A 19,296-nucleotide genomic window follows, 5' to 3' on the forward strand; every position below is an offset into this window, starting at 1 on the left:
GATACGGGGGGCACCCGAACGGGGGACGGTCGGGCTCGGTCCTCATTATGGTGGACAGCCCGAACCGCCGCAACTAATGTTTACTCGACTCAGGTCCACCCGCCAGGCTCAGGCACTGGGAGCCCATTCCCGGCGGCACACCTCCGATCCACCAGCACCACCACGCGCCCTCCGCGCCGACTACCCCTCTTCGCGGCAGGGAGCACTCGCAGGAGACCAGTGCCCCATCCTTCCTTCGACGACGTTCGGCGCACGGCCGAAGCCGCGCTCGACCTCGGCGACGGGTCGGCCGCCGTCGCCGTGCTCCGCGCCTCCGCGCGGTGGCTCCCCGCCGAGCACGGCATCGAGTTCCGCGCGCTCGTCGCGAGACTGTCGGATGACGCCTGGCGCGACGACGCCGTCCTCGCGAGCGCGATCGGCGCCAGCTACCGATCGGCGGGTTCGCCCCCGGGTCGCGCCGCGCTCGCCTACTTCTCCGCCGCCGACGTCGCGCTGACCGGTCGCGACGACTCGGCCGACCCGGACCGCGTGACGGTCGGACTGGCACACGCGGCGGCCCTCCGCGGCCTCGGCCAGCTCGACGCCGCGCGGCAGCTTCTGTCACGCACCGAGGCCCTCGGTGCCACGAGCCCCAGGGTCTCCATCCCGCAGCGCGTCGAACTGGCGGCCCGCACCGCCCTCGAATCGGGGATGCTGGCGCTCTTCGAGGGGGAGCTGACAGCAGCGCGGGAACGACTGGAGTTCGCGCGCGGGCTCCCCGCCGACCATCTGACGCGCGCGGAGCGCCTCGAAGCGCTCGGCGGACTCGCCGTCACCGACTACCTCTACACCGGGCTGACTCAGGCAGAAGCCCACTACGCCGAGGCGCGGGAACTCGCGGGTGACACCTCCCTCTGGCAGACCGGCTACGCGGCGCCCGCGCTCGCGGCCGCGGCCCTCGTCAGCATCGAGCGCCACGACCTCGACGGCGCCGAAGCCCTCGAGGCCGAGTTGATGCGGGCGGCGTCGACCACCGAGTGGGAGCCGTTCGCCTTCGTCGTCGCGGGCTACCGCCGCCTGGCACTGCGGCGCTTCGCCGAAGCGCTCGACGAGTTGTCGCGCGCGCGACACGGCCTGCAGTCCTGGGAGCCGCCGGGCCTCGCCCTCTCGGCAGAGGAGGTGCTGAAGGGCACGGTCCTCGTCGCGCTCGACCAGGGCGACGAGGCCTGGAGCGTGTTGCGCGACGTCTCCCCCCACGAGCATCACGCCCTGTGCCCGGCGCGGATCGTCGCGCTGCTGCGCTTCCGCCACGGCGACCTTGGCGGAGCCCGGGACGCCCTGCGCGACTGCGACGCGCTCGGCGACGACCACTCACCCCGCACCCTGGTCGAGGTGCGGATGCTGCGGGCGGCCATCGAGTACGAGAGCGGCGAGTACAACCTTTCCGACGTGCTCTTCGATCGGGGACTCGCCGCGATCGCGCGCAGCGGGTCACGCGCGCCGCTGCGGTTGATCCCTCCCGGGACGCTCGCCGGCCTGAGCGCGCGCGCTCTCACGCGTCCGCACGGGGCCGAGGTCGAGCGCATCCTCGGTCGGATCGTGGAGGCCACGCAGGGCATCGAGACCGCGATCGAACCGCTCAGTCACCGGGAACTGCTCGTGCTGGCCGAGGTCGAGAAGGGATCGACCGTCGCGGGGATCGCGGCGGCGCTCTTCATCTCGCCCAACACGGTGAAGACGCATCTGAGGCGGCTCTACCGCAAGCTCGGCGTCGCGACCCGGGCGGATGCGATCCGCACGGCGAGGTCCCTCGGATTGGGACATCAGGTCACCCGCGAATCACCCGAGTAGACAGGTTCGTCCCTCACCCCATAGTGATTTGATTCTCGAGTTGCATGCGACGCGCCGTCCCTGATCCCGGCGTGCTCGGTACGACATTGGCGGGGCCGTTCGGCTGGTTACCGGAGGCCCCGCCACCCGTTCGACACAGAAAGGCGCCGCCCCCGAGGGGACGGCGCCTTTCTCGTGAAGAGAGTTACTTCAGGGTGACCGTCGCGCCGGCGCCCTCGAGGGCAGCCTTCGCCTTCTCGGCCGCGTCCTTGTTGACACCCTCGAGCACGGTGCTCGGGGCGCCGTCGACGACGGCCTTCGCCTCGCCCAGCCCGAGGCTGGTGAGGGTGCGGACCTCCTTGATGACGGCGATCTTGCCGGCACCGGCGGACTCGAGGACGACGTCGAACGTGTCCTTCTCCTCCTCGGCCGAGGCTTCGCCACCGGCACCACCGGCGGCCGGGCCCGCGGCCGCGACGGCGACCGGGGCGGCGGCGGTGACCTCGAAGGTCTCCTCGAACTTCTTGACGAACTCCGAGAGCTCGATCAGCGTCAGGTCCTTGAACGCCTCGAGGAGGTCGTCAGTGCTGAGCTTGGCCATTTCTTACTCCTTGTATTTCTCGGTCTCGATCCGGACAGCGTCAGCTGCCGGACTCCTGCTTCGCGCGCAGCGCGTCGACCGCGCGAGCGGCCTTCGCGAGCGGCGCGTTGAACATGTAGGCGGCTCCGAACAGCGAGGCCTTCATGGCGCCGGCCAGCTTCGCCAGCAGCACCTCCCGGCTCTCGAGGTCGGCGAGCTTGCCCACCTCCGACGCGGTCAGCGGGGCGCCATCGAAATAGCCCCCCTTGACCACGAGCAGAGGGTTCGCCTTGGAGAAGTCACGCAAGGTCTTCGCGACGGCGACGGTGTCGCCGTGCACGAAGGCGAGCGCGGACGGACCAGCGAGCTGGTCGTCGAACGAGCTGATACCAGCCTCGTTCGCCGCGATCTTGGTGAGCGTGTTCTTCACCACGGCATAGCTCGCGTGGTCACGGAGCTTGCTGCGCAGATCCTTGAGCTGCGCGACCGTGAGCCCGCGGTACTCGGTGAGCACGACCGCGTTCGAGCTGCGGAAGTTCTCCGCGAGCTCGGCGACAGTGGCTTCCTTGTTCGCCATGGCGTTCCGTTCTGTGGTGTGTGAATCTCGGTTGGGTCGCAACCCGCGCCCACGAAAAAAGCTCCGGCGCAAGCGCACGGAGCCACTTCCCTCGATGAGGGGAGAACTTCACACACCTACGCAGGCTTCCTTGCGGAATTTCGTCCTCACGCGAACGTGCGGAACCGGCGGTCTACGGCCTCGAGAAGGATACGTGACGGAGGCCGTCCCGGCAAGCCGAGCTCAGCCCTCGGGCTCGGACTCTGCCTTCTTCGGCGGCTTCACCGGCTTCTTGGCCGGCTTCTTCGCCGGCGCCGCCTCGATCGCAGGCGCCTCTCCGGCATCCTCGACCGCCTCGACCTGCTCGACCGTCTCGGTCTGCTCGACCGTCTCGGTCTGCTCGCCCTTCTCGGCGGTCGCGGCAGCCTCGGCGGCGTCCGCCCTCTTTCCGCGCACCGTCGGCACCACGAGCGCGACCACGATGATCGCGAGGAGGAACAGCAGCACGGCGATCGCGAGCCCGACGCCGGTGTTCGGGTCGCCCGTCGGCGGCGGGGCGTCGCCGCCTGCCGGGAGGATCGCGACGTCGTCGATCGGCACCGGGGTGCTCAACCCGGTCGATCCGGGGACGAGCGGGGTGAGCGTGCCGTCCTCGGCGAGCGCGAACCACGCGGCGGAGGGCGCGTCGTGCACGAGGGAGGAGCCGTCCGGCACCTCGGCGAGCGCGGCCGCGAGGTCGGCGTCGCGGGTGAACGAGGCGAGCTCCGGCGCGACCGAGGTGGGGTTGATCCAGATGGTGGCGAGCCCGACCGGCTCCTCGGCGATCGAGATCGGCACGACCCATTCGTTGAGCAGTTCGACGTAGCGGTCGGTCTCCTCCCCGTCGCGCAGCGCGTCGCTCCAGACGTGCACGCGCTCGATCGCGCCCGGCTTCGTGGTGTCATCGAAGTCGAGCCCGTCGCCGGCTGAACCGGGGCCGTAGACGTCGTCGAGCTGTTGCACGAGCGAGCCGTCGGCGACGTAGGTGCGCACCTCGGAGGGTACGGAGCCCTCCGCCGGTGCCGCGAGCGCGGCGCCGGTCGGGGTGAGCGCGACGGCGAGGGCGAGCAGGGCGGCGCCGGGCGCCACGAGCGCGCTGCGGAGTCGGGGCATCCGAGCGCCTTTCTGGTCGAGGGACGCCTCAGTCTCTCACCTGCACCGGCCACGGGCGGCAGGCGCACGCGATCGAGCCGCGCGAGTCGCTCGCGGTCAGCGGGTCGCCATCCCGGACGAGACCGGGATGGCGTCCGCTCGATGTCGCCGCGGTGACGCAGACTGGACCGGTGAGTCTCGCGCAGCCCATGCTCCCCCTCTGGGACGAGCCGCGCCGCAGCCACCGCGACCGCATCCTCGCCCATCAGAGCGACCGCGTCGCGTGGCTCAAGGCTCGCGCGCGTGGCGTCACCGCGACCGACGTCGCCCGACTCACGAGTGAGAAGGCCGTGAAGACGCTCGCGATGGAGAAGCTGCTCGGCTCGCGCTTCGGCGGCAACGCCTACACCGAGCACGGGCGTCTGCGCGAGCCGATGATCGGACGCTGGGCGGGACGCGTGTACGGGATGCGCTCGTCGAACGAGCTCTTCCACGCCGACGAGAATCCCCTGCACCTCGCGACCCCCGACGGGCTGCGCGAACTCGACGGCGCACGCCTCGAGCTGTGCGAGATCAAGACGACGTCGCACGGCTGGAAGGGCATCCCGCGCCACTACCTGCGGCAGGTGTGGTGGCAGCAGTACGTGCTCGGTGCCGAGCGCACGCTCGTCGTCTGGGAGAAGCACGACGAGTTCGTGCCGGTCTCCGACGAGCCGGAGTGCCGCTGGGTCGATCGCGACGACGCCGAGATCGGCAAGCTCATCGTGCTCGCCGACGACCTCCTACGCGCGATGCGTCGCGACCCCGCCGACCGGCGCTGACTCCGGCACCGGCCCCCGCGGCTCGACGGGCTTCCGCTCGAACGCGATCGCGAGCCCGTAGACGCCGAGCCACGCGATCCCGAGCGTCGTCGCGACGAATTCGAGGCGGCTGCCGAACCAGGCGTAGAAGTCGAACACCGACATGAGTCCCCCGGTCGCCGCGACGAGCGCGACCGAGATCGCCGCGATGAGCGAGAAGCGGCGGATGGCGGCGTGCCCGACCGCGAACGCGCACTGCAGCATCGCCCAGGCGGCGAAGGCGAACGCGAGCGTCGCGGCGCTCACGTGCCCGAGGTCCTGCCAGGAGAGATCGGGTCCGAAGCGCGGCACGGGGCAGCCGCTCGTGCACGGCACCTGCGACGCGACGAGGAAGAGCGCGCTCGCGATCGCGATGCTGAGCGACGGTCGCCACAGGCGCAGCACGGCGGCGCGCGACACGATGCGACGCCCGGCCCAGGCCACGAGCAGTCCGCCGAGCACGAGCAGCAGGAGCGCGCGCTCGAACCACTCCGCGGTCGGCTCCCCGTCGGCGCCGAGCTCGCTCACGTAGAGCTCGCGCGGCACGCCCATCCGGATGATCCAGATGATCGCGAGCGACCCGGTCACGCTGAGCGTGCCGAGTGCGGCGAGGATCCGGTCCCGCATCCCTCTACTTCGCGGTGGCGGCGGTGCGCAGCGGCCAGCGCCCGCGACGCGACACCCAGATGATCGCTGCGCCGACGCCGCCGATGACGGCGGCGATGAGCACGACGTAGAAGCCGACCGAGACGTAGCCGAGCTGCGCGGTGATCGGGTTGAGGAACGGGTACGGGTACCAGCCGATGACGTAGTCGGGCACGAGCACCTGGCTCGACGGGTCGAGCACGAACGGCCCGCGCACCATCGTGTAGACGGCCCACACGATCGGGAAGCTCACGATGACCCAGATGGCCTTCCACTCGATGACGCGACGACCCGGCGCGAACAGCCAGTCGATCACCACGAGGATCGGGCCGACGACGTGGAGGATCTCGTTCGACCACGCGAGGGTCGCCCCCTCGCTCACCTCGACGCCGCGCAGCAGCGTGTTGTAGACGATGCCGGTCGTCGCCATGTACGCCGTCACCGCGGCGCGGCCGATCCCGAACCACCGAGGATCATCACCACGGGAGCGCAGCAGCAGGACCGCGCCCAGGAGGAACACCACGACGGTGAGGATGTTCGAGTCGATCGTGAAGAAGCTGAAGAAGTTGACGGCGGGGACGCCGTTCTCCTCGATCCCTTTCAAGGCCCGGAAGTTCAGCGAGTGGAGGTACTGGCCGACGATCGCGGCGGTGATCGCTCCGGCGCCGAGGACGCGGAACAGGACGAAGAAGACGCGCACCTGCGGCCTCGCTTTCCGGGGCCTGCGCCCCGCTCGCATGCTAGCGGAGGCGGTAGCTTTCACGCGGCGGTGACGGCCACGTAACACCGCCGACTCATCCGCCCCTTTTACTGTGGGAGGGGAAGGCGGAGACCAGACGATGACGACGATGCGCGCGATGACGATGCCGCGAGCGGGCGGGCCGGAGGTGCTCGAACTCGCCGACGTTCCGCGACCGCTGCGCGTGAACGCCGAGGTGCTCGTGCGGGTCGTCGCGGCGGGGGTCAACCCGATCGATGCGAAGACCCGCGCCGGCAAGGGTGCGTTCCCGGGGATCGCGGCGTTCCCCGCCGTGCTCGGGAACGATTTCAGCGGACTCGTCGTCGAGGCGCCCTACGAGTCGCACCCGCTGCAGCCCGGCACGGAGGTGTACGGCATGGGGATGGTGCCGCGACTTTCGGGCGCCTACGCCGAGTTCGTCTCCGTGCCGGCGATGAGTGTCGTGCGCAAGCCGTCGCGGCTGTCCCACGTCGAGGCCGCGGCGGTGCCGCTCGCCGCCCTCACCGCGTGGGGCATGGTGGTCGAGACCGCGAAGGCGCACGAGGGGCAGCGGATGCTCATCCACGCCGGCGCCGGAGGGGTCGGCCATTTCGCGGTGCAGTTCGCGGCGTACTTCGGTGCCCACGTCATCGCGACGGGATCGGCCCGCAACGGGAGGTGGCTCAAGGAGCTCGGGGCGGCGGAGGTGGTCGACTACACCGCCGAGCGCTTCGAGGAGGTGCTCGACCCCGTCGACGCCGTGATCGATCTCATCGGCAACGTGCACGACGACACGGGTTCGCGCTCGCTGCGCGTGACGCGACCCGGAGGCCTCGTCGTGAACGGCCCGACGGGCTCGTGGCCGACGATGCTCGAGGACGCCGCCGCGGCCGGAGTGCGCGCGACCGGCTACCGCGTGTCGCCCGACGGTTCCACGCTCGCGGTGATCTCGCGGCTGCTCGAGTCGGGCGACGTCAAGGTCTTCGTCGATCAGGTGTTCGACCTCGCCGACGCGGCCGACGCGCACCGCGCGATCGAGAGCGGCCACACGCGCGGCAAGATCGTGCTCAAGGTCGCGGAGAGCTGACGCCGAGGGGCCGCCCGCGCGACTCTGCTGTACCGAACGCTCTCCCGCGCCGCGTGTCTAGACGAAAAGTCCAGTGCTCCGCGGGCGCACTCGGGCTACGTTCGACGGAACGTTCCGGCACGCCGTGCCGACGCGATCGAAGGGTCCGAGATCTTGAACCACGACACCGCAGCACTTCAGCGCTCGGCGCGCGACCACCTGTGGATGCAGTTCTCCCGGCAGTCGACGATGGAGTCCGGAGTGCCCATCATCGTCAAGGGCGAAGGCCACCACATCTGGGACTCCGAGGGAAAGAAGTACCTCGACGGGCTCTCCGGGCTCTTCGTCGTCAACGCCGGGCACGGCCGGGCGCGCATCGCCGAGGCCGGGGCGAAGCAGGCCACCGAACTCGGCTTCTTCCCGCTCTGGTCCTACGCGCATCCGAAGGCCATCGAACTCGCCGAGCGGCTCGCGCAGTACGCCCCCGGCGACCTCAACCGCGTGTTCTTCGCATCGGGCGGCGGCGAAGCGGTCGAGACCGCGTTCAAGCTCGCCAAGAACTACTGGAAGACGCAGGGCCGCCACGGCAAGCACAAGGTCGTCTCCCGCGCGATCGCCTACCACGGCACGCCTCAGGGTGCGCTCGCGATCACCGGCATCCCGGGCATCAAGGAGCCGTTCGAGCCCGTCACGCCGGGCGGGTTCCGCGTGCCGAACACCAACTACTACCGCGCCGAGGAGTCGGGATTCGGCGGCGGCTCGCTCGAGGAGTTCGGCGTCTGGGCGGCCGACCGCATCGAGCAGGCCATCCTGTTCGAGGGGCCGGAGACGGTCGCCGCGGTGTTCCTCGAGCCCGTGCAGAACAGCGGGGGATGCTTCCCGCCCCCGCCCGGGTACTTCCAGCGGGTGCGGGCCATCTGCGACAAGTACGACGTGCTGCTCGTGTCGGACGAGGTCATCTGCGCCTTCGGCCGCGTCGGCCACATGTTCGCGTGCGACGCGTACGGCTACGTGCCCGACATCATCACGTGCGCGAAGGCCCTCACCTCGGGCTATGCGCCGATGGGCGCGACGATCGTCTCGGATCGGGTCTACGAGCCGTTCTCGAGGGGCACCGAGTGGTTCGCGCACGGGTACACGTTCGCCGGGCACCCGGTCGCCGCCGCGATGGCGCTCGAGAATCTCGACATCTTCGAAGAGGAGGGACTCAACGAGCGCGTGCAGAGGCTGTCGCCGGTGTTCCGCGCGAAGCTCGAGACGCTGCTCGATCTGCCGATCGTCGGCGACGTCCGCGGTGACGGCTACTTCTTCGGCATCGAGCTCGTCAAGGACAAGGCCACGAAGGAGACCTTCGACGCCGACGAGTCGGAGCGACTGCTGCGCGGCTTCCTGTCCAAGGCGCTCTACGAGGCGGGTCTCTACTGCCGCGCCGACGACCGCGGCGACCCCGTCGTGCAGCTCGCCCCGCCGCTCACGATCGGCGAGCCCGAGTTCGACGAGATCACCCAGATCCTCCGCGGCGTGCTGAGCGAGGCCTGGGCCCGCCTCTAGATCGCCTCCCAGCCGCGCGCCGCCGCGACGTCGGGGGTGCCGGCGCGGTAGCGCAGGAGCGAGGCGTCGACGTCGAGCGCGAGCGTGGCCTTCGTCTCGCAGCTGAGCTCGGGGACCTCCTCGTCGCGGTAGAAGACGCACACCGTGCCGCCGCCGGGGAACTCCTCGGCGATGGCGGCGGCGCGCGCGGTGGGATCGGCCTCGACGAACGCGCCGAGCCGGACGTCGAGGGCGGCGAGACGCCCCCGGGTGTCGCTCATGTCGGAGTTGCGCTCCCCGCGGGCGAGCTCGGGGTCGAGGAAGTGGTTGGTGCGCCGGATCGTCTCACCCGGCGCACCCTCGATCACGGCGACGCCGACCGGTGTCGTCTCGAGGAAGGCGGCGCGAGCCCGCTCGCCGTCGTAGGTGACGACGGTGAGCGCCGTCGACGCGCCCAGCGGCACCCCGCGGGCGATCTCGACCGCCTCCTCGAGGGTGCTCGCCTCGTCGTGGATACGCCGCGCGACGAGGTGGATCGGGATGCCGAGCACCGTGCCGTCGCTCGCGTGGTTGAGCAGGTTCATGTGGCTGCCCACTCCGGCGTCGTTGAGCCCGATCTTGCCGAGGATGCCGAACTCCGTGAACTCGTGCACGCGGCGTCCGGCGTCGGTCACGTACGACCAGGCGAGCGACTCCTTCGCGAGGTGCGTGTACCAGTCCCACACCTGCAGCGTGCGCGGAGCGGAGCCGTCGGCGGGGAGGTGCACACCGGTGGAGCATTCGCCCGGGCCGCTCGGCGCCGCGAGCGCGAGGACCTCGGTGCGACCGTTGAGCAGCGCCACCTCCCAGGGCTCGAGTCCGGCGCCGGCCGCGAGCCCCGTCATCTCCGTCGCGAGGCTCGGCGACCACGCGGCGACGAGGTCGAGCATGCGGTGCGCCGTGTCACGAGCAGCGTCGCGCGGCACTCCCTTGGCGTCGAACAGGCGCCGGTAGCCGTCGAGCGACTCGGCGATCTGGCGCCCGAAACGCTCGCCGATCTCGGCCCCGCGCACGTACGGGTCACGCGTCGTGGACTCGTGGCGTCGGATGATCATCATGCGGCGGCGCTCAGCACGGCATCCCACGCGACCTCGGAGGCGATCGCGCCGAGCGCGCTCGGCATGAGCGCGTGCACGCCCATCTCGGCCGTGGTCTCGAGCGGGAAGTCGAGCTCGTCGGTCGTGACGGCGAAGAGCACGTCGCCGTCCTGGCTCGTGTGGAACGGCTGGATCGCCCGGTGCATGGAACTGTGCACCTGCTTGGCGAACTGGTCGAGCGCGTGGTCGTCGAGTCGCACGTTCGTGAACACCGCGGTGATCGTCGTGTTCCCCGGGGCGGTGGGCGGCACGGTCGCGCCGGCGAAGGCGGTCGCGTAGTCGTCGGCCGGATGGCGTCGCGCCCCGGTCGCCGAGTCGTAGTTGCCGCGCACGACCCGCTGCTCGCGATCGAGGATCGCCCCGACGGCGTTGACGACCGTGACGACGAGGATCTTGATGCCCGCGACCTCGCGGTACGCGGCACCTTGGCCCGCGAACTCGGCGCGCGACCAGTCGATCTTGCCGACGGTCGCCGCCACGCCCGCCCCGACCCGGCCGACCGGCACGCGGCCCCCGACCGCGTAGGCGAGCGCCGCCCGGCCGAGCGCGGCATCCGGGATGATCGCGTTGTTGCGCGCCGAGAAGTCGTAGATGATCGCGCCGTTGACGAGCGACAGCCGCGAGAACGAGACGTCGTTGTCGCGCTCCGCGAGGAGCGCCTCGGCGACCCCGGTCGACGCCCCGAAGCCGTAGATCGATCCACCGGCGAAGCAGATCGCCTCGACGTAGTCGTAGCCACCGCTGAGGCCTTTCGACCCGCCGCGGAAGTCCGTCGCGACGCGCGCGTGGTCGGGCAGCCGCATGACCGTCACGCCGGTGGGACCCTCCGCGTACTCGGCCGTGCCGACCATGAGGCCGGGGAAGTCGTGCAGGAGGAACTCCCGGGCCTTGCCCTGCACGGGCACGGGCGTGAGCTGCGGGTTGCCGAGGAGCCCGCGGAATCGGGGAGCCTCCGCCGGGAGCCGAGGTGGATACGTCATGGCCGTTCAATCCCATCTGTCGCAGGTCCGACCAGATGCCGGAACGTTCCGTCTTTGGCGACCGTAACGTTCCGTCGACGGGCGGTCAAGTGCTACGGTCGGAACGTTCCGGCACCGTGACCACCGAGCGAGCGAGAGGCGAGCCATGACCCCCGATCTGATCCTCCATCGCGGTCGCGTCTTCGCGCCCGGCTCCCGACCCGCCACCGCGGTCGCCGTGGCGGACGGCCGCATCTCCGCGGTCGGCGACGACGATCTGCGCGACCTCGCCGGACCGTCGACACGGATCGTCGACCTCGCCGGCCGCCTCGTCATCCCCGGATTCCAGGATGCCCACGCCCACCCCGTGTTCGGAGCACTCGAGCTCACGACCTGCACCCTGGTCGGGCTCGAGACCGTCGACGAGTACCTCGCTGCGGTCGCCGATTACGCCCGACGCCATCCCGACGACGCGACCCTCGACGGAGGCGGCTGGATCCAGTCGGCGTTCCCCGACGGGCGCCCGACCGCCGCACTGCTCGACCCGATCGTGCCCGATCGTCCGCTCCTGCTCTGGGGCAACGACGGCCACCGCGCGTGGGTGAACTCGGCGGCGCTCGCGGCGGCGGGGATCGACGAGCACACCCCCGACCCCGCCGACGGACGCATCGAGCGGGATGCCTCGGGTCGCCCGACGGGGCTCCTGTTCGAAGGCGCCGTGCGGGCCGTCACCGACCTGCTCGCCCCCGCGACCGCGGACGACCTCGACGCCGCGGTGCTCCGTGCGCAAGACCATCTCCACGCGTTCGGGATCACCGCGTGGCAGGACGCGATCGTGTCGCGTGCCGAGGACGGCGTCGACCCCGCCGAGGCCTACCAGCGCGCCGACCGGGCCGGACGACTCACGGCGCGGGTCGTCGGAGCGCTGTGGTGGGATCGGGCCCGCGGTCTCGAGCAGCTCCCCGAGCTCCTCGAGAGGCGCGAGCGGTTTCGGGGAACGCGCTTCGCGACGCCGACGGTGAAGATCATGCAGGACGGCATCATCGAGTCGGAGACCGCGGCGCTGCTCGCCCCGTACCGCGCGGCCCATGCCCACTCCGGGCTGTCGTTCGTCGACCCCGAGGTGCTGCGCGAGGCGGTGACGGCGCTCGACGCGGCGGGATTCCAGGTGCACCTCCACGGGATCGGCGATCGGGCCGTGCGCGAGGGGCTCGACGCGATCGCCGCCGCCCGTGCCGCCCGTCGCCCGGGAGCGCCCGACCCGCGCCACCACATCGCCCATGTGCAACTCATCGACCCGGCAGACCTCCCCCGCTTCGCCGAACTCGGGGTCACCGCGAACATCCAGCCCTACTGGGCGACCAACGATCCCCTCATGGTCGAGCACACCATCCCGCTGCTCGGCGACGACCGCGCGGGACTGCAGTACCCGTTCGGCTCACTCCATGCCGCCGGTGCGCGCCTCGCCGGCGGGAGCGACTGGCCCGTCTCGACCCCCGACCCGCTCGCGGGCCTCCACGTCGCCGTCACGAGGATGCTGCCCGAGGGGCACCCCGGGCGCGCGGAGTCCCGCTTCCTCCCGCGCGAGTCGCTCGACATCGCCACGGCGCTCGAGGCCTACACGGCAGGCTCCGCGTTCGTGAATCACCTCGACGACACCGGGCGCCTCGCACCCGGCTTCGCCGCCGACCTCGTCGTGCTCGACCGCGATCTGCTCTCGGTGCCGGCCGACGAGATCGGCGACGCCCGCGTCGACGAGACGTTCATCGACGGGGCGTCGGTCTACCGGCGCTGACCCGGAGGCTCGGCCGCGGCGATCCGCACGATCTCGACCGGCATCTCGCGACGCGTGCCCGCCGGCACCTCACCGCGGATCAGCTCGAACAGCAGCCGCGTGCATTCGCTGCCCGCACGGAACCCGTTCGTCGAGATCGCCGCCGAGAGCGGCGGCTCCGGATTCTGCTCCGAACCCGACGCGAGACGGAAGTCCTCGCCGAGGGTGAAGCCCCGTGCGGTGATCCCGGGGGCGACCCGCGCCGCGACGCCGTCGCCGACGCAGACGATCGAGTCGACCTCGGGGTTGTCATCGAGGAGTCGCTCGACGATCTGCTGGAGCTCGCCGGCATCCGCTCCGTAGTCGGCTGCCGTGCGCACGGCCGGGATGCCCCGCCGGCGACACCACTCGTCGTAGGCCCGCTCGGCGTCGCGCGGCCAGAGCGCGGGGGTCGTCGTGCTGATCATCGCGGGCCGCCGCGAACCGGCCGCGACGAGTTCGTCGAGCAGTGCCGAGGTCGATCCGACGCCGTCCGTCCACACCATGGCGGTCGCCTGGCGGTCGCCGGGGATGGGCTCGAGGCTCACCATCGGCAGGCCCGACGAGAGCAGCCGGTCGACGACCGGGTCGCCTTCGCGCGCATCGCACACGATGAAGCCGTCGACGTGCGGCGCGTAGCCGGCGGGCGGGGTCTCGCGCGAGAAGATGAGCGTCACGTCGTAGCTCGACGCCGCCACCTCGTTCGCGATGCCGTGCAGGATCGCGAGGTAGTACTCCGACCGCACGAGCACCTGCGGGAGGTAGAGGCCGATCGCGCCGGTCGTCGCCGTGCGCAGCGAACGCGCGGAGCGGTTGAGCGTGTAGCCGAGCCGCTGGGCGGCGGCGAGGACGGCGTCGCGCGTCGCCTCGGAGACGCGTCCGTGACCGCGGAGGGCGTCCGATGCCGTCGTCTTCGAGACGCCCGCCGCCTCGGCGACGTCGACGATCGTGATGGACGCCACAGTCCCTCCCCTTCTCCGCCTGAATCCTGCCAGACCGCGCACCGGTCGCGCCGGTGCGCGGGTCTCACCGCGCGGCGCGCAGCAGGGCGTCCCAGGCGACCTCGGAGGCCACGGTCGCGAGCGCCGTCGAGTTCACGGTGTTCTCGCCCCACGTCGAGGCGTAGTCGGCAGGCAGCTCGAGCTCACCGGTCGTGAGCGCGAAGAGCGTGTCGCCGTCCTGGTTGGTGTGGAAGGGCTGGATGCCGCGGTGCATCGAGCTGTGCACCTGGCGTCCGAAGAGGCGGAGGTCTTTGTCGCTCATCGCGACATTGGTGATGACGGCGGTGAGGGTCGTGTTGCCCACCCCGGCCGGTCGCACTCCGGCGCCGGCGAGCGCCTCCGCGTAGCCGTCCGCGAGGTGCGTGCGCTGCCCGGTCGCGGCGTCGTAGTTGCCGCGCACGATCGTGCCGCCGCGGTCGACGATGACGCCGAGCGGGTTGGGCACCGTGAGCACGAGGATGCGGATGTCGCCGAGCGCGCGGAACGCGACCCCCTGCCCCGTGAACTCGCAGCGCGAGAGATCGGCCTTGCCGGAGGTCGCCGAGAGTCCGGCGCCGCCCCGGCCGACCGCGACCCGGTCGGCGCGGCGGGCGCGGTAGGCGGCGATGCCGAGGGCGGCATCCGGGGCGATCGCGGTGTCGCGCGCGGCGTAGTCGTAGATGACGGCTCCCGAGGCGGCGACGAGGTCGGCCCACGACGTGCGGTTGCCCGTCTCGCGCAGCAGCTCCTCGTTGACGCCGGTCGTCGCGGCGATGCCGTACGACGAGCCTCCCGCGAACACGATCGCGCGGTTGTACTCCTCATAGCGGCCGATGATGCCGATCGCGCCGCCGCGGGCATCCACCGTGGTCTTCGCGGGACGGTCCATCGCGAGGACGGTGACGCCCGTGGGGCCTTCGGTGTATTCGGCGGTGCCGAGCGAGACACCGGGGAAGTCGAACTCGACGAACCCGTCGCCGTCGCCGAAGACCGGCGTGAGGGAGACGTCGTCGTTGCCGGTGCGGATCTCCCAGCCCGGGGTCGGCGCGAGACGGTGGGCGTTCATCGGACGGCCTCCAGTACGGCATCCCAGGCGACCTCGGAGGCGAGCGCCCCGACCGCGAGCGGACTCACCGGGAGCCCTTCCGCGGTGACGCCGGGATCAACCTCGTCGGTGGTCAGGGCGAACAGCACGTCGCCGTCGAAGGCGGTCGCGAACGGCCGGATGGCGCGGTTCATCGAGCCGTGCACCTGGCGGCCGAACTGCACGAGGTCGCGATCGCTCATCTTGACGTTCGTGACGACGGCGGTGATCGTCGTGTTGCCCCGATCGGCCTCGAGCACCGAGCCGGCGGCGAGCGCCGCGATCCAGTCCTCCTCGAGGAGTCCGCGCTCCCCCGTCGCCGGGTTGTAGTTGCCGCGCACGACGCGGCCGTCGCGGTCGACGACGACCCCCATCGGGTTGACGACGGTGACGACGAGCACCTTGGCGGCACCCGCCTGGCGGAACGCGGCACCCTGCCCGGCGAACTCGGCGCGGGCGCGGTGCAGTTTGCCGGTCGACGTCGTCGCGCCCGCGCCGCAGCGTCCGGTCGGCACCGATCCGTGGGTCGCGGCCCGCACCGCGGCACGGCCGAGGGCGGCATCGGGGAACACCGAGTTCTCGCGGCCCGCGTAGTCGTAGACGACCGCCGTCGACACGAGCACGAGGTCGTCGATCGCGACGCATCCCGAGGGGCGCCGGAAACGCAGCTCGTCGGCGACGCCCGAACCTGCCGACATCCCGTGCAGTGAGCCGCCCGCCAGTGCGATCGCGTGGGCGTGATACTGGTAGCCGTTGCTCATCCCGATCGCGCCGCCGCGGGCGTCGATCGCGAGGCGGGCGCCGGCCGGGATGCTGACCACGGTGACGCCGGTCGGACCCTCCGCGTACTCGACGCTGCCGACCTCGACGCCCGGGAAGTCGTACGCGACGCGGCGACCCTCGGCGGCGCGGATCGTGAGGTCGTAGTCGCCGTTCGACGGGCGGTCGCCCCACGTCGGCTCGGGGACGAGCCGGGGTGCGGGATCGACGAGGGTGCTCACAGTGCCTCCAGGAGCTGGCGGGAGTAGGGGTGCTCGGGGGTCTCGTAGAACCGCCGGGTCTCGGCGAGCTCGACGATCTCGCCGAGCTGCATCACGGCGATGCGATGCGCGACGTACCGCACGGCGGCGAGGTCGTGCGAGATGAACAGCGCGCCGAACCGGTGCTCGGCTTGCAGGTCGGCGACGAGGTTGAGGATCTGCGCCTGCACCGAGACGTCGAGCGCGCTCACCGCCTCGTCGAAGACGATGAACCGCGGGTGCGTGATGAGCGCACGGGCGATCGCGATGCGCTGCCGCTGGCCGCCGGAGAGCTCGTGCGGGTAGCGGTCGGCGAGACGTGGGGAAAGCCGCACCTGATCGAGGATCCGCAGCACCGCCGCCTCGTGGCTGCGCAGCGTGCCGCCCTGCTGCGCAGCGAGCGGCTCGGCGACGGAGAGTCCGACGGCGAGCCGCGGGTCGAGCGACCAGAACGGGTTCTGCGGAACGGTCTGCAGCTGACCCTTCCGCTCCGAGCGGCGTCCGAACGGCTTGCCGAGGAACGAGACCGTGCCGCTCGTGGGCTTGAGGAGCCCCAGCGCGACCGATCCGGTCGTCGTCTTTCCGGAGCCCGACTCGCCGACGAGACCGAGGGTCTCGCCCTCCTCGACGGCGAACGTCACGTCCTTCATCGCGGTGACCACCTCGCGGCCCGGACCCCACCCGCTCGAGAACGTCATCGAGACGGCGTCGAGGCGCAGCACCTCGCTCATCGTGCACCGTCCTTCCCGTAGGGCGCGGAGAAACTCGACGTGCCCGACTCGAGCGGCGTCGTCTCGATGCGCTCCCCCGGCTTCGCCCGCGCCGGGTCGGCCGCCGCGAGGGCGATCGTGTACGGGTGGGTGGGTGAGTCGAGCACCTGAGCCGCGGGTCCTTCTTCGACGACCTTGCCCTGGTACATCACCGCGACCCGTCGGCACCAACGCCCGACCGAGCGCAGGTCGTGGCTCAGCCAGACGACCGTCGTGCCCGACTCGGCCGCGAGGTCGAAGAGCAGCTTCGTGACCTCGGCCCGAACGCTGCTGTCGAGGGCGGCGGTCGGCTCGTCGGCGACGAGGATGCGGGGGCGCCGGGCCATCGTCATCGCGACAACGACGCGCTGCGCCATCCCGCCGGAGATCTCGTGCGGGAACGCCCGCAGCACGCGCTCGGGATCGCGCATCTTGACCCGGCCCATGAGCTCGAGCTGCTCGGCGCGCCCCATCGGGATGTCGCGCAGCGCGAGCTGCAGCTGGCGGCCGATGCGCATCGTCGGATCGAGGGCCGGCACGGGATCCTGGGGGATGAAGCCGAGGAGCTCGCGGCGCAGGCTGCGCAGCCCGTCGCCGTCGAGAGCGAGCACGTCGCGGCCGTCGACCTCGATGGATCCGCTCGCATAGCGCGCGTTGCGGGGGAGGAGGCGCCCGAGAGCCAAGGCGACGGTCGACTTGCCCGACCCCGATTCGCCGACGAGGCCGACGCTGTCGCCGACGTCGACACGCAGGTTCGCGCCGTCGAGCGCGCGGATGATCTCGTCACCCTTCGTGTACTCGACGACGAGGTCGCGGATCTCGAGGATGCTCATTCGAACGACCTCACCTCTCGGGGCTCGAACCGGTCGCTCAGGCTGTCGCCGATGAGGTTGATGCAGAGGATCGCGAGCACCATCGCGATGCCCGGCGCGAGCAGCAGCAGCGGCGACTTCACCATGTAGACGGCCCCCTCCTGCACGAGCAGCCCGAGCGACGAGCCGGGCAGTTGCACGCCGTAGCCGAGGAAGCTCAGTCCACCCTCGACGAGGATCGCGACCGACAGGGCATAGGTGCCCTGGACGGCGATCGTGCCCGAGATGTTGCCGAGGATGTGGCGCACCATGATGCGGGGTGCCGAGACCCCGCCGACGATCGCGCTCGTCACGAACTCGCGCCGCGCGACGGAGCGCGATGCGGCACCGACCATCCGCGTCATGAGGGGCACTGTCACGAGCACGATGCTCGCGAGGGCCGCGACGTAGCCGGGGCCGACGATCGCCGCCACGAGGATCGCGAGCACGAGCGCCGGGAAGGCGTAGAGGATGTCGCCGACGCGCATCACCAGCCCGCCGACGAGACCGCCCCGATACCCGGCGATGATGCCGAACACGGTGCTCAGGAGAGCGGTCACGAGTACGGCGACGAACGACAGCACGAGTGTCGTCGTGATGCCCTGCAGCAGGCGCGGCACGAGCGAGCGCCCGAGGCTGTCGGTGCCGAGCGGCCACTCTGCCCCGGGTGGGGCGAGGCGCGGTCCGACGATCGCCGTCGGGTTTCCGCCGAGTCCGAACAGCTGGCCGAGGACGGCGGCGAGGAAGAGGAGGGCGAGCACGATCGCCGCACCCTTCGCCAACCCGTCCCACGACCTCAGGTGCCGACGCAGACGGCCGCCCGGCGCGGCGACGGGGACTCGACTCAGGGGGGCGGTCACGAGGTGCGTCCCTTCCGGAGGGCGCTGACCCGCGGATCGACGAGCCCCGTCGCGAGGTCGATGACGACGCTCGCGAGCACGAAGATCGTCGTCACGAGCAGCACGCCCGCCTGGATGACGGAGTAGTCGCGGCGGCCGAGCGCCGCGAAGAGGTAGGAGCCGAAGCCCGGCACGTTGAAGATGTTCTCGACGATCACCGCGCCACCGAGGAGATAGGCGGCGAGGGTCGCGACGAGGGTGAGCACAGGGATCATCGCGTTGCGGAGGATGTGGTGCCGCACGATGAACCACTTCGGTTCGCCCCGGGCGACGGCCGCCGCGATGTGCGGCTCGACGAGCACCGCGAGCACGGCGCTGCGGGTGATGCGGGCGGTCGCCGCGACACAGAACAGGCCGAGGGTGATCGCCGGCAGGAGGAGCGAGCGCAGGCCCGCCCCGAGATCGTCGAACGGCGAGACGAAAGTGCCCACCGTGATCCCGAGGGCGAACCGCGAGAAGACGAACAGCAGCACGGCACCGAGCACGAACTCGGGAACGCTGATGCCGAGCCCGCTGAACAGGCGGCCCGCGACGCTTCCGCCCGCCGTACGCGCGTTCGTGCCGGTGAGCACGCCGAGCGGGATGCCGATCGCGATCGTGAAGACGAGCGCCATCGCGGCGAGCACGAAGGTGACGGGGAGCCGCATCGCGAAGGCATCCGCGATCGGCACCCCCGTCGCCATCGAGATGCCCAGGTCGCCGCGCACGGCGGCTCCCAGCCAGAGGAGGTACTGCTCCGGCAGGGAGCGGTCGAGCCCGAAGGTCTCCCGCACCTCCTGCCGTTGCGCCTCGTCCGCCAGCGGGCCGAGGATCAGCTGGGCGAAGTCGCCGGGCATGCTGCGGAGCGCGAGGAAGATCAACGCGGATGCACCGAGCAGTACCACGGCAGCACTCAGCAGCCGTCCTGGGAGCCAGCGGACGAGGCGCATCGG

19 protein-coding genes are annotated in these 19,296 nt (G+C 71.3%); 5 read left to right on the forward strand and 14 right to left on the reverse strand.

Annotated elements, in window-relative coordinates:
• The first annotated feature begins 219 nt into the window (after positions 1-219).
• On the forward strand, positions 220-1,830 hold the full coding sequence (locus ACO1X9_RS00935; RefSeq protein ID WP_486348953.1) for a LuxR C-terminal-related transcriptional regulator: 1,611 nt from the start codon (positions 220-222) through the stop codon (positions 1,828-1,830).
• Between the two features lie 184 nt (positions 1,831-2,014).
• On the opposite strand, the gene rplL is transcribed toward ACO1X9_RS00935, so the two are convergent.
• The 3 genes from rplL to ACO1X9_RS00950 all read right to left on the reverse strand — a co-directional run bounded on the left by rplL (position 2,015) and on the right by ACO1X9_RS00950 (position 4,097).
• Positions 2,015-2,410 (reverse strand): 50S ribosomal protein L7/L12, encoded by a 396-nt coding sequence (gene rplL / locus ACO1X9_RS00940; protein WP_486348954.1) that lies wholly within the window; start codon positions 2,408-2,410, stop codon positions 2,015-2,017.
• Between the two features lie 40 nt (positions 2,411-2,450).
• The gene (rplJ, locus tag ACO1X9_RS00945; RefSeq protein WP_486348955.1) at positions 2,451-2,966 is read right to left on the reverse strand and encodes a 50S ribosomal protein L10; all 516 of its coding nucleotides are present in this window, start codon (positions 2,964-2,966) and stop codon (positions 2,451-2,453) included.
• Between the two features lie 222 nt (positions 2,967-3,188).
• Positions 3,189-4,097, reverse strand: coding sequence for a hypothetical protein (locus ACO1X9_RS00950; protein WP_486348956.1), 909 nt, complete (start codon positions 4,095-4,097; stop codon positions 3,189-3,191).
• 170 nt (positions 4,098-4,267) lie between these two features.
• Between ACO1X9_RS00950 and ACO1X9_RS00955 the strand changes: the two genes are divergently transcribed.
• Positions 4,268-4,897: a YqaJ viral recombinase family protein gene (locus ACO1X9_RS00955; protein WP_486348957.1), complete on the forward strand. Its 630-nt coding sequence runs from the start codon at positions 4,268-4,270 to the stop codon at positions 4,895-4,897.
• On the opposite strand, the gene ACO1X9_RS00960 is transcribed toward ACO1X9_RS00955, so the two are convergent.
• Together ACO1X9_RS00960 and ACO1X9_RS00965 are read right to left on the reverse strand one after the other, a co-directional pair.
• Positions 4,859-5,542, reverse strand: coding sequence for a DUF998 domain-containing protein (locus ACO1X9_RS00960; RefSeq protein ID WP_486348958.1), 684 nt, complete (start codon positions 5,540-5,542; stop codon positions 4,859-4,861). The two genes, ACO1X9_RS00955 and ACO1X9_RS00960, sit on opposite strands and share 39 nt — an antisense overlap.
• Positions 5,543-5,546: 4 nt before the next feature.
• Positions 5,547-6,260, reverse strand: a complete 714-nt coding sequence (locus ACO1X9_RS00965; RefSeq protein WP_486348959.1) for a Pr6Pr family membrane protein — start codon at positions 6,258-6,260, stop codon at positions 5,547-5,549.
• Positions 6,261-6,408: 148 nt separating this feature from the next.
• Here ACO1X9_RS00965 and ACO1X9_RS00970 point away from each other — a divergent pair, with 148 nt between their 5' ends.
• Both ACO1X9_RS00970 and ACO1X9_RS00975 read left to right on the forward strand, forming a co-directional pair.
• Complete coding sequence (locus tag ACO1X9_RS00970) at positions 6,409-7,365, forward strand: NADP-dependent oxidoreductase (protein WP_486348979.1); 957 nt, start codon at positions 6,409-6,411, stop codon at positions 7,363-7,365.
• A gap of 153 nt (positions 7,366-7,518) precedes the next feature.
• Positions 7,519-8,895 (forward strand): aspartate aminotransferase family protein, encoded by a 1,377-nt coding sequence (locus ACO1X9_RS00975; protein WP_486348960.1) that lies wholly within the window; start codon positions 7,519-7,521, stop codon positions 8,893-8,895.
• Here ACO1X9_RS00975 and ACO1X9_RS00980 read toward each other — a convergent pair.
• Entirely contained in the window at positions 8,892-9,971 is a 1,080-nt protein-coding gene (locus ACO1X9_RS00980) for a C45 family autoproteolytic acyltransferase/hydrolase (protein WP_486348961.1), read from the reverse strand. The genes ACO1X9_RS00975 and ACO1X9_RS00980 overlap by 4 nt on opposite strands.
• Positions 9,968-10,990 (reverse strand): P1 family peptidase, encoded by a 1,023-nt coding sequence (locus ACO1X9_RS00985; RefSeq protein WP_486348962.1) that lies wholly within the window; start codon positions 10,988-10,990, stop codon positions 9,968-9,970. Before ACO1X9_RS00985 ends, ACO1X9_RS00980 begins: the two co-directional genes overlap by 4 nt.
• Positions 10,991-11,135: 145 nt before the next feature.
• Here ACO1X9_RS00985 and ACO1X9_RS00990 point away from each other — a divergent pair, with 145 nt between their 5' ends.
• Entirely contained in the window at positions 11,136-12,764 is a 1,629-nt protein-coding gene (locus ACO1X9_RS00990; protein WP_486348963.1) for an amidohydrolase, read from the forward strand.
• On the opposite strand, the gene ACO1X9_RS00995 is transcribed toward ACO1X9_RS00990, so the two are convergent.
• The 7 genes from ACO1X9_RS00995 to ACO1X9_RS01025 all read right to left on the reverse strand — a co-directional run bounded on the left by ACO1X9_RS00995 (position 12,752) and on the right by ACO1X9_RS01025 (position 19,293).
• Positions 12,752-13,744, reverse strand: a complete 993-nt coding sequence (locus tag ACO1X9_RS00995) for a LacI family DNA-binding transcriptional regulator (RefSeq protein ID WP_486348964.1) — start codon at positions 13,742-13,744, stop codon at positions 12,752-12,754. The two genes, ACO1X9_RS00990 and ACO1X9_RS00995, sit on opposite strands and share 13 nt — an antisense overlap.
• A gap of 64 nt (positions 13,745-13,808) precedes the next feature.
• Positions 13,809-14,828, reverse strand: a complete 1,020-nt coding sequence (locus ACO1X9_RS01000) for a P1 family peptidase (protein WP_486348965.1) — start codon at positions 14,826-14,828, stop codon at positions 13,809-13,811.
• Positions 14,825-15,847 (reverse strand): P1 family peptidase, encoded by a 1,023-nt coding sequence (locus ACO1X9_RS01005; protein WP_486348966.1) that lies wholly within the window; start codon positions 15,845-15,847, stop codon positions 14,825-14,827. The genes ACO1X9_RS01000 and ACO1X9_RS01005 overlap by 4 nt, the downstream gene beginning before the upstream one ends.
• Positions 15,844-16,596 carry an ATP-binding cassette domain-containing protein gene (locus tag ACO1X9_RS01010; RefSeq protein WP_486348967.1) on the reverse strand — a complete coding sequence of 251 codons (753 nt, stop codon included), beginning with the start codon at positions 16,594-16,596 and terminating at the stop codon, positions 15,844-15,846. Before ACO1X9_RS01010 ends, ACO1X9_RS01005 begins: the two co-directional genes overlap by 4 nt.
• Positions 16,593-17,447 carry an ABC transporter ATP-binding protein gene (locus ACO1X9_RS01015; RefSeq protein ID WP_486348968.1) on the reverse strand — a complete coding sequence of 285 codons (855 nt, stop codon included), beginning with the start codon at positions 17,445-17,447 and terminating at the stop codon, positions 16,593-16,595. Before ACO1X9_RS01015 ends, ACO1X9_RS01010 begins: the two co-directional genes overlap by 4 nt.
• Complete coding sequence (locus tag ACO1X9_RS01020) at positions 17,444-18,325, reverse strand: ABC transporter permease (RefSeq protein ID WP_486348969.1); 882 nt, start codon at positions 18,323-18,325, stop codon at positions 17,444-17,446. The genes ACO1X9_RS01015 and ACO1X9_RS01020 overlap by 4 nt, the downstream gene beginning before the upstream one ends.
• A complete protein-coding gene (locus ACO1X9_RS01025; protein ID WP_486348970.1) occupies positions 18,322-19,293 on the reverse strand; it encodes an ABC transporter permease in 972 nt (323 codons plus the stop codon). The genes ACO1X9_RS01020 and ACO1X9_RS01025 overlap by 4 nt, the downstream gene beginning before the upstream one ends.
• Positions 19,294-19,296: the final 3 nt, after the last annotated feature.

Source organism: Pseudolysinimonas sp., assembly GCF_057350545.1.

Excerpts from the sequence above, each read along its gene's own strand:
- rplL (WP_486348954.1), bottom strand. The coding sequence starts at position 2,410 with ATGGCCAAGCTCAGCACTGACGACCTCCTCGAGGCGTTCAAGGACCTG.
- rplJ (WP_486348955.1), bottom strand. The coding sequence starts at position 2,966 with ATGGCGAACAAGGAAGCCACTGTCGCCGAGCTCGCGGAGAACTTCCGC.
- ACO1X9_RS00950 (WP_486348956.1), bottom strand. The coding sequence starts at position 4,097 with ATGCCCCGACTCCGCAGCGCGCTCGTGGCGCCCGGCGCCGCCCTGCTC.
- ACO1X9_RS00960 (WP_486348958.1), bottom strand. The coding sequence starts at position 5,542 with ATGCGGGACCGGATCCTCGCCGCACTCGGCACGCTCAGCGTGACCGGG.
- ACO1X9_RS00970 (WP_486348979.1), top strand. The coding sequence starts at position 6,409 with ATGCGCGCGATGACGATGCCGCGAGCGGGCGGGCCGGAGGTGCTCGAA.
- ACO1X9_RS00980 (WP_486348961.1), bottom strand. The coding sequence starts at position 9,971 with ATGATGATCATCCGACGCCACGAGTCCACGACGCGTGACCCGTACGTG.
- ACO1X9_RS00985 (WP_486348962.1), bottom strand. The coding sequence starts at position 10,990 with ATGACGTATCCACCTCGGCTCCCGGCGGAGGCTCCCCGATTCCGCGGG.
- ACO1X9_RS00990 (WP_486348963.1), top strand. The coding sequence starts at position 11,136 with ATGACCCCCGATCTGATCCTCCATCGCGGTCGCGTCTTCGCGCCCGGC.
- ACO1X9_RS01000 (WP_486348965.1), bottom strand. The coding sequence starts at position 14,828 with ATGAACGCCCACCGTCTCGCGCCGACCCCGGGCTGGGAGATCCGCACC.
- ACO1X9_RS01010 (WP_486348967.1), bottom strand. The coding sequence starts at position 16,596 with ATGAGCGAGGTGCTGCGCCTCGACGCCGTCTCGATGACGTTCTCGAGC.
- ACO1X9_RS01015 (WP_486348968.1), bottom strand. The coding sequence starts at position 17,447 with ATGAGCATCCTCGAGATCCGCGACCTCGTCGTCGAGTACACGAAGGGT.
- ACO1X9_RS01025 (WP_486348970.1), bottom strand. The coding sequence starts at position 19,293 with ATGCGCCTCGTCCGCTGGCTCCCAGGACGGCTGCTGAGTGCTGCCGTG.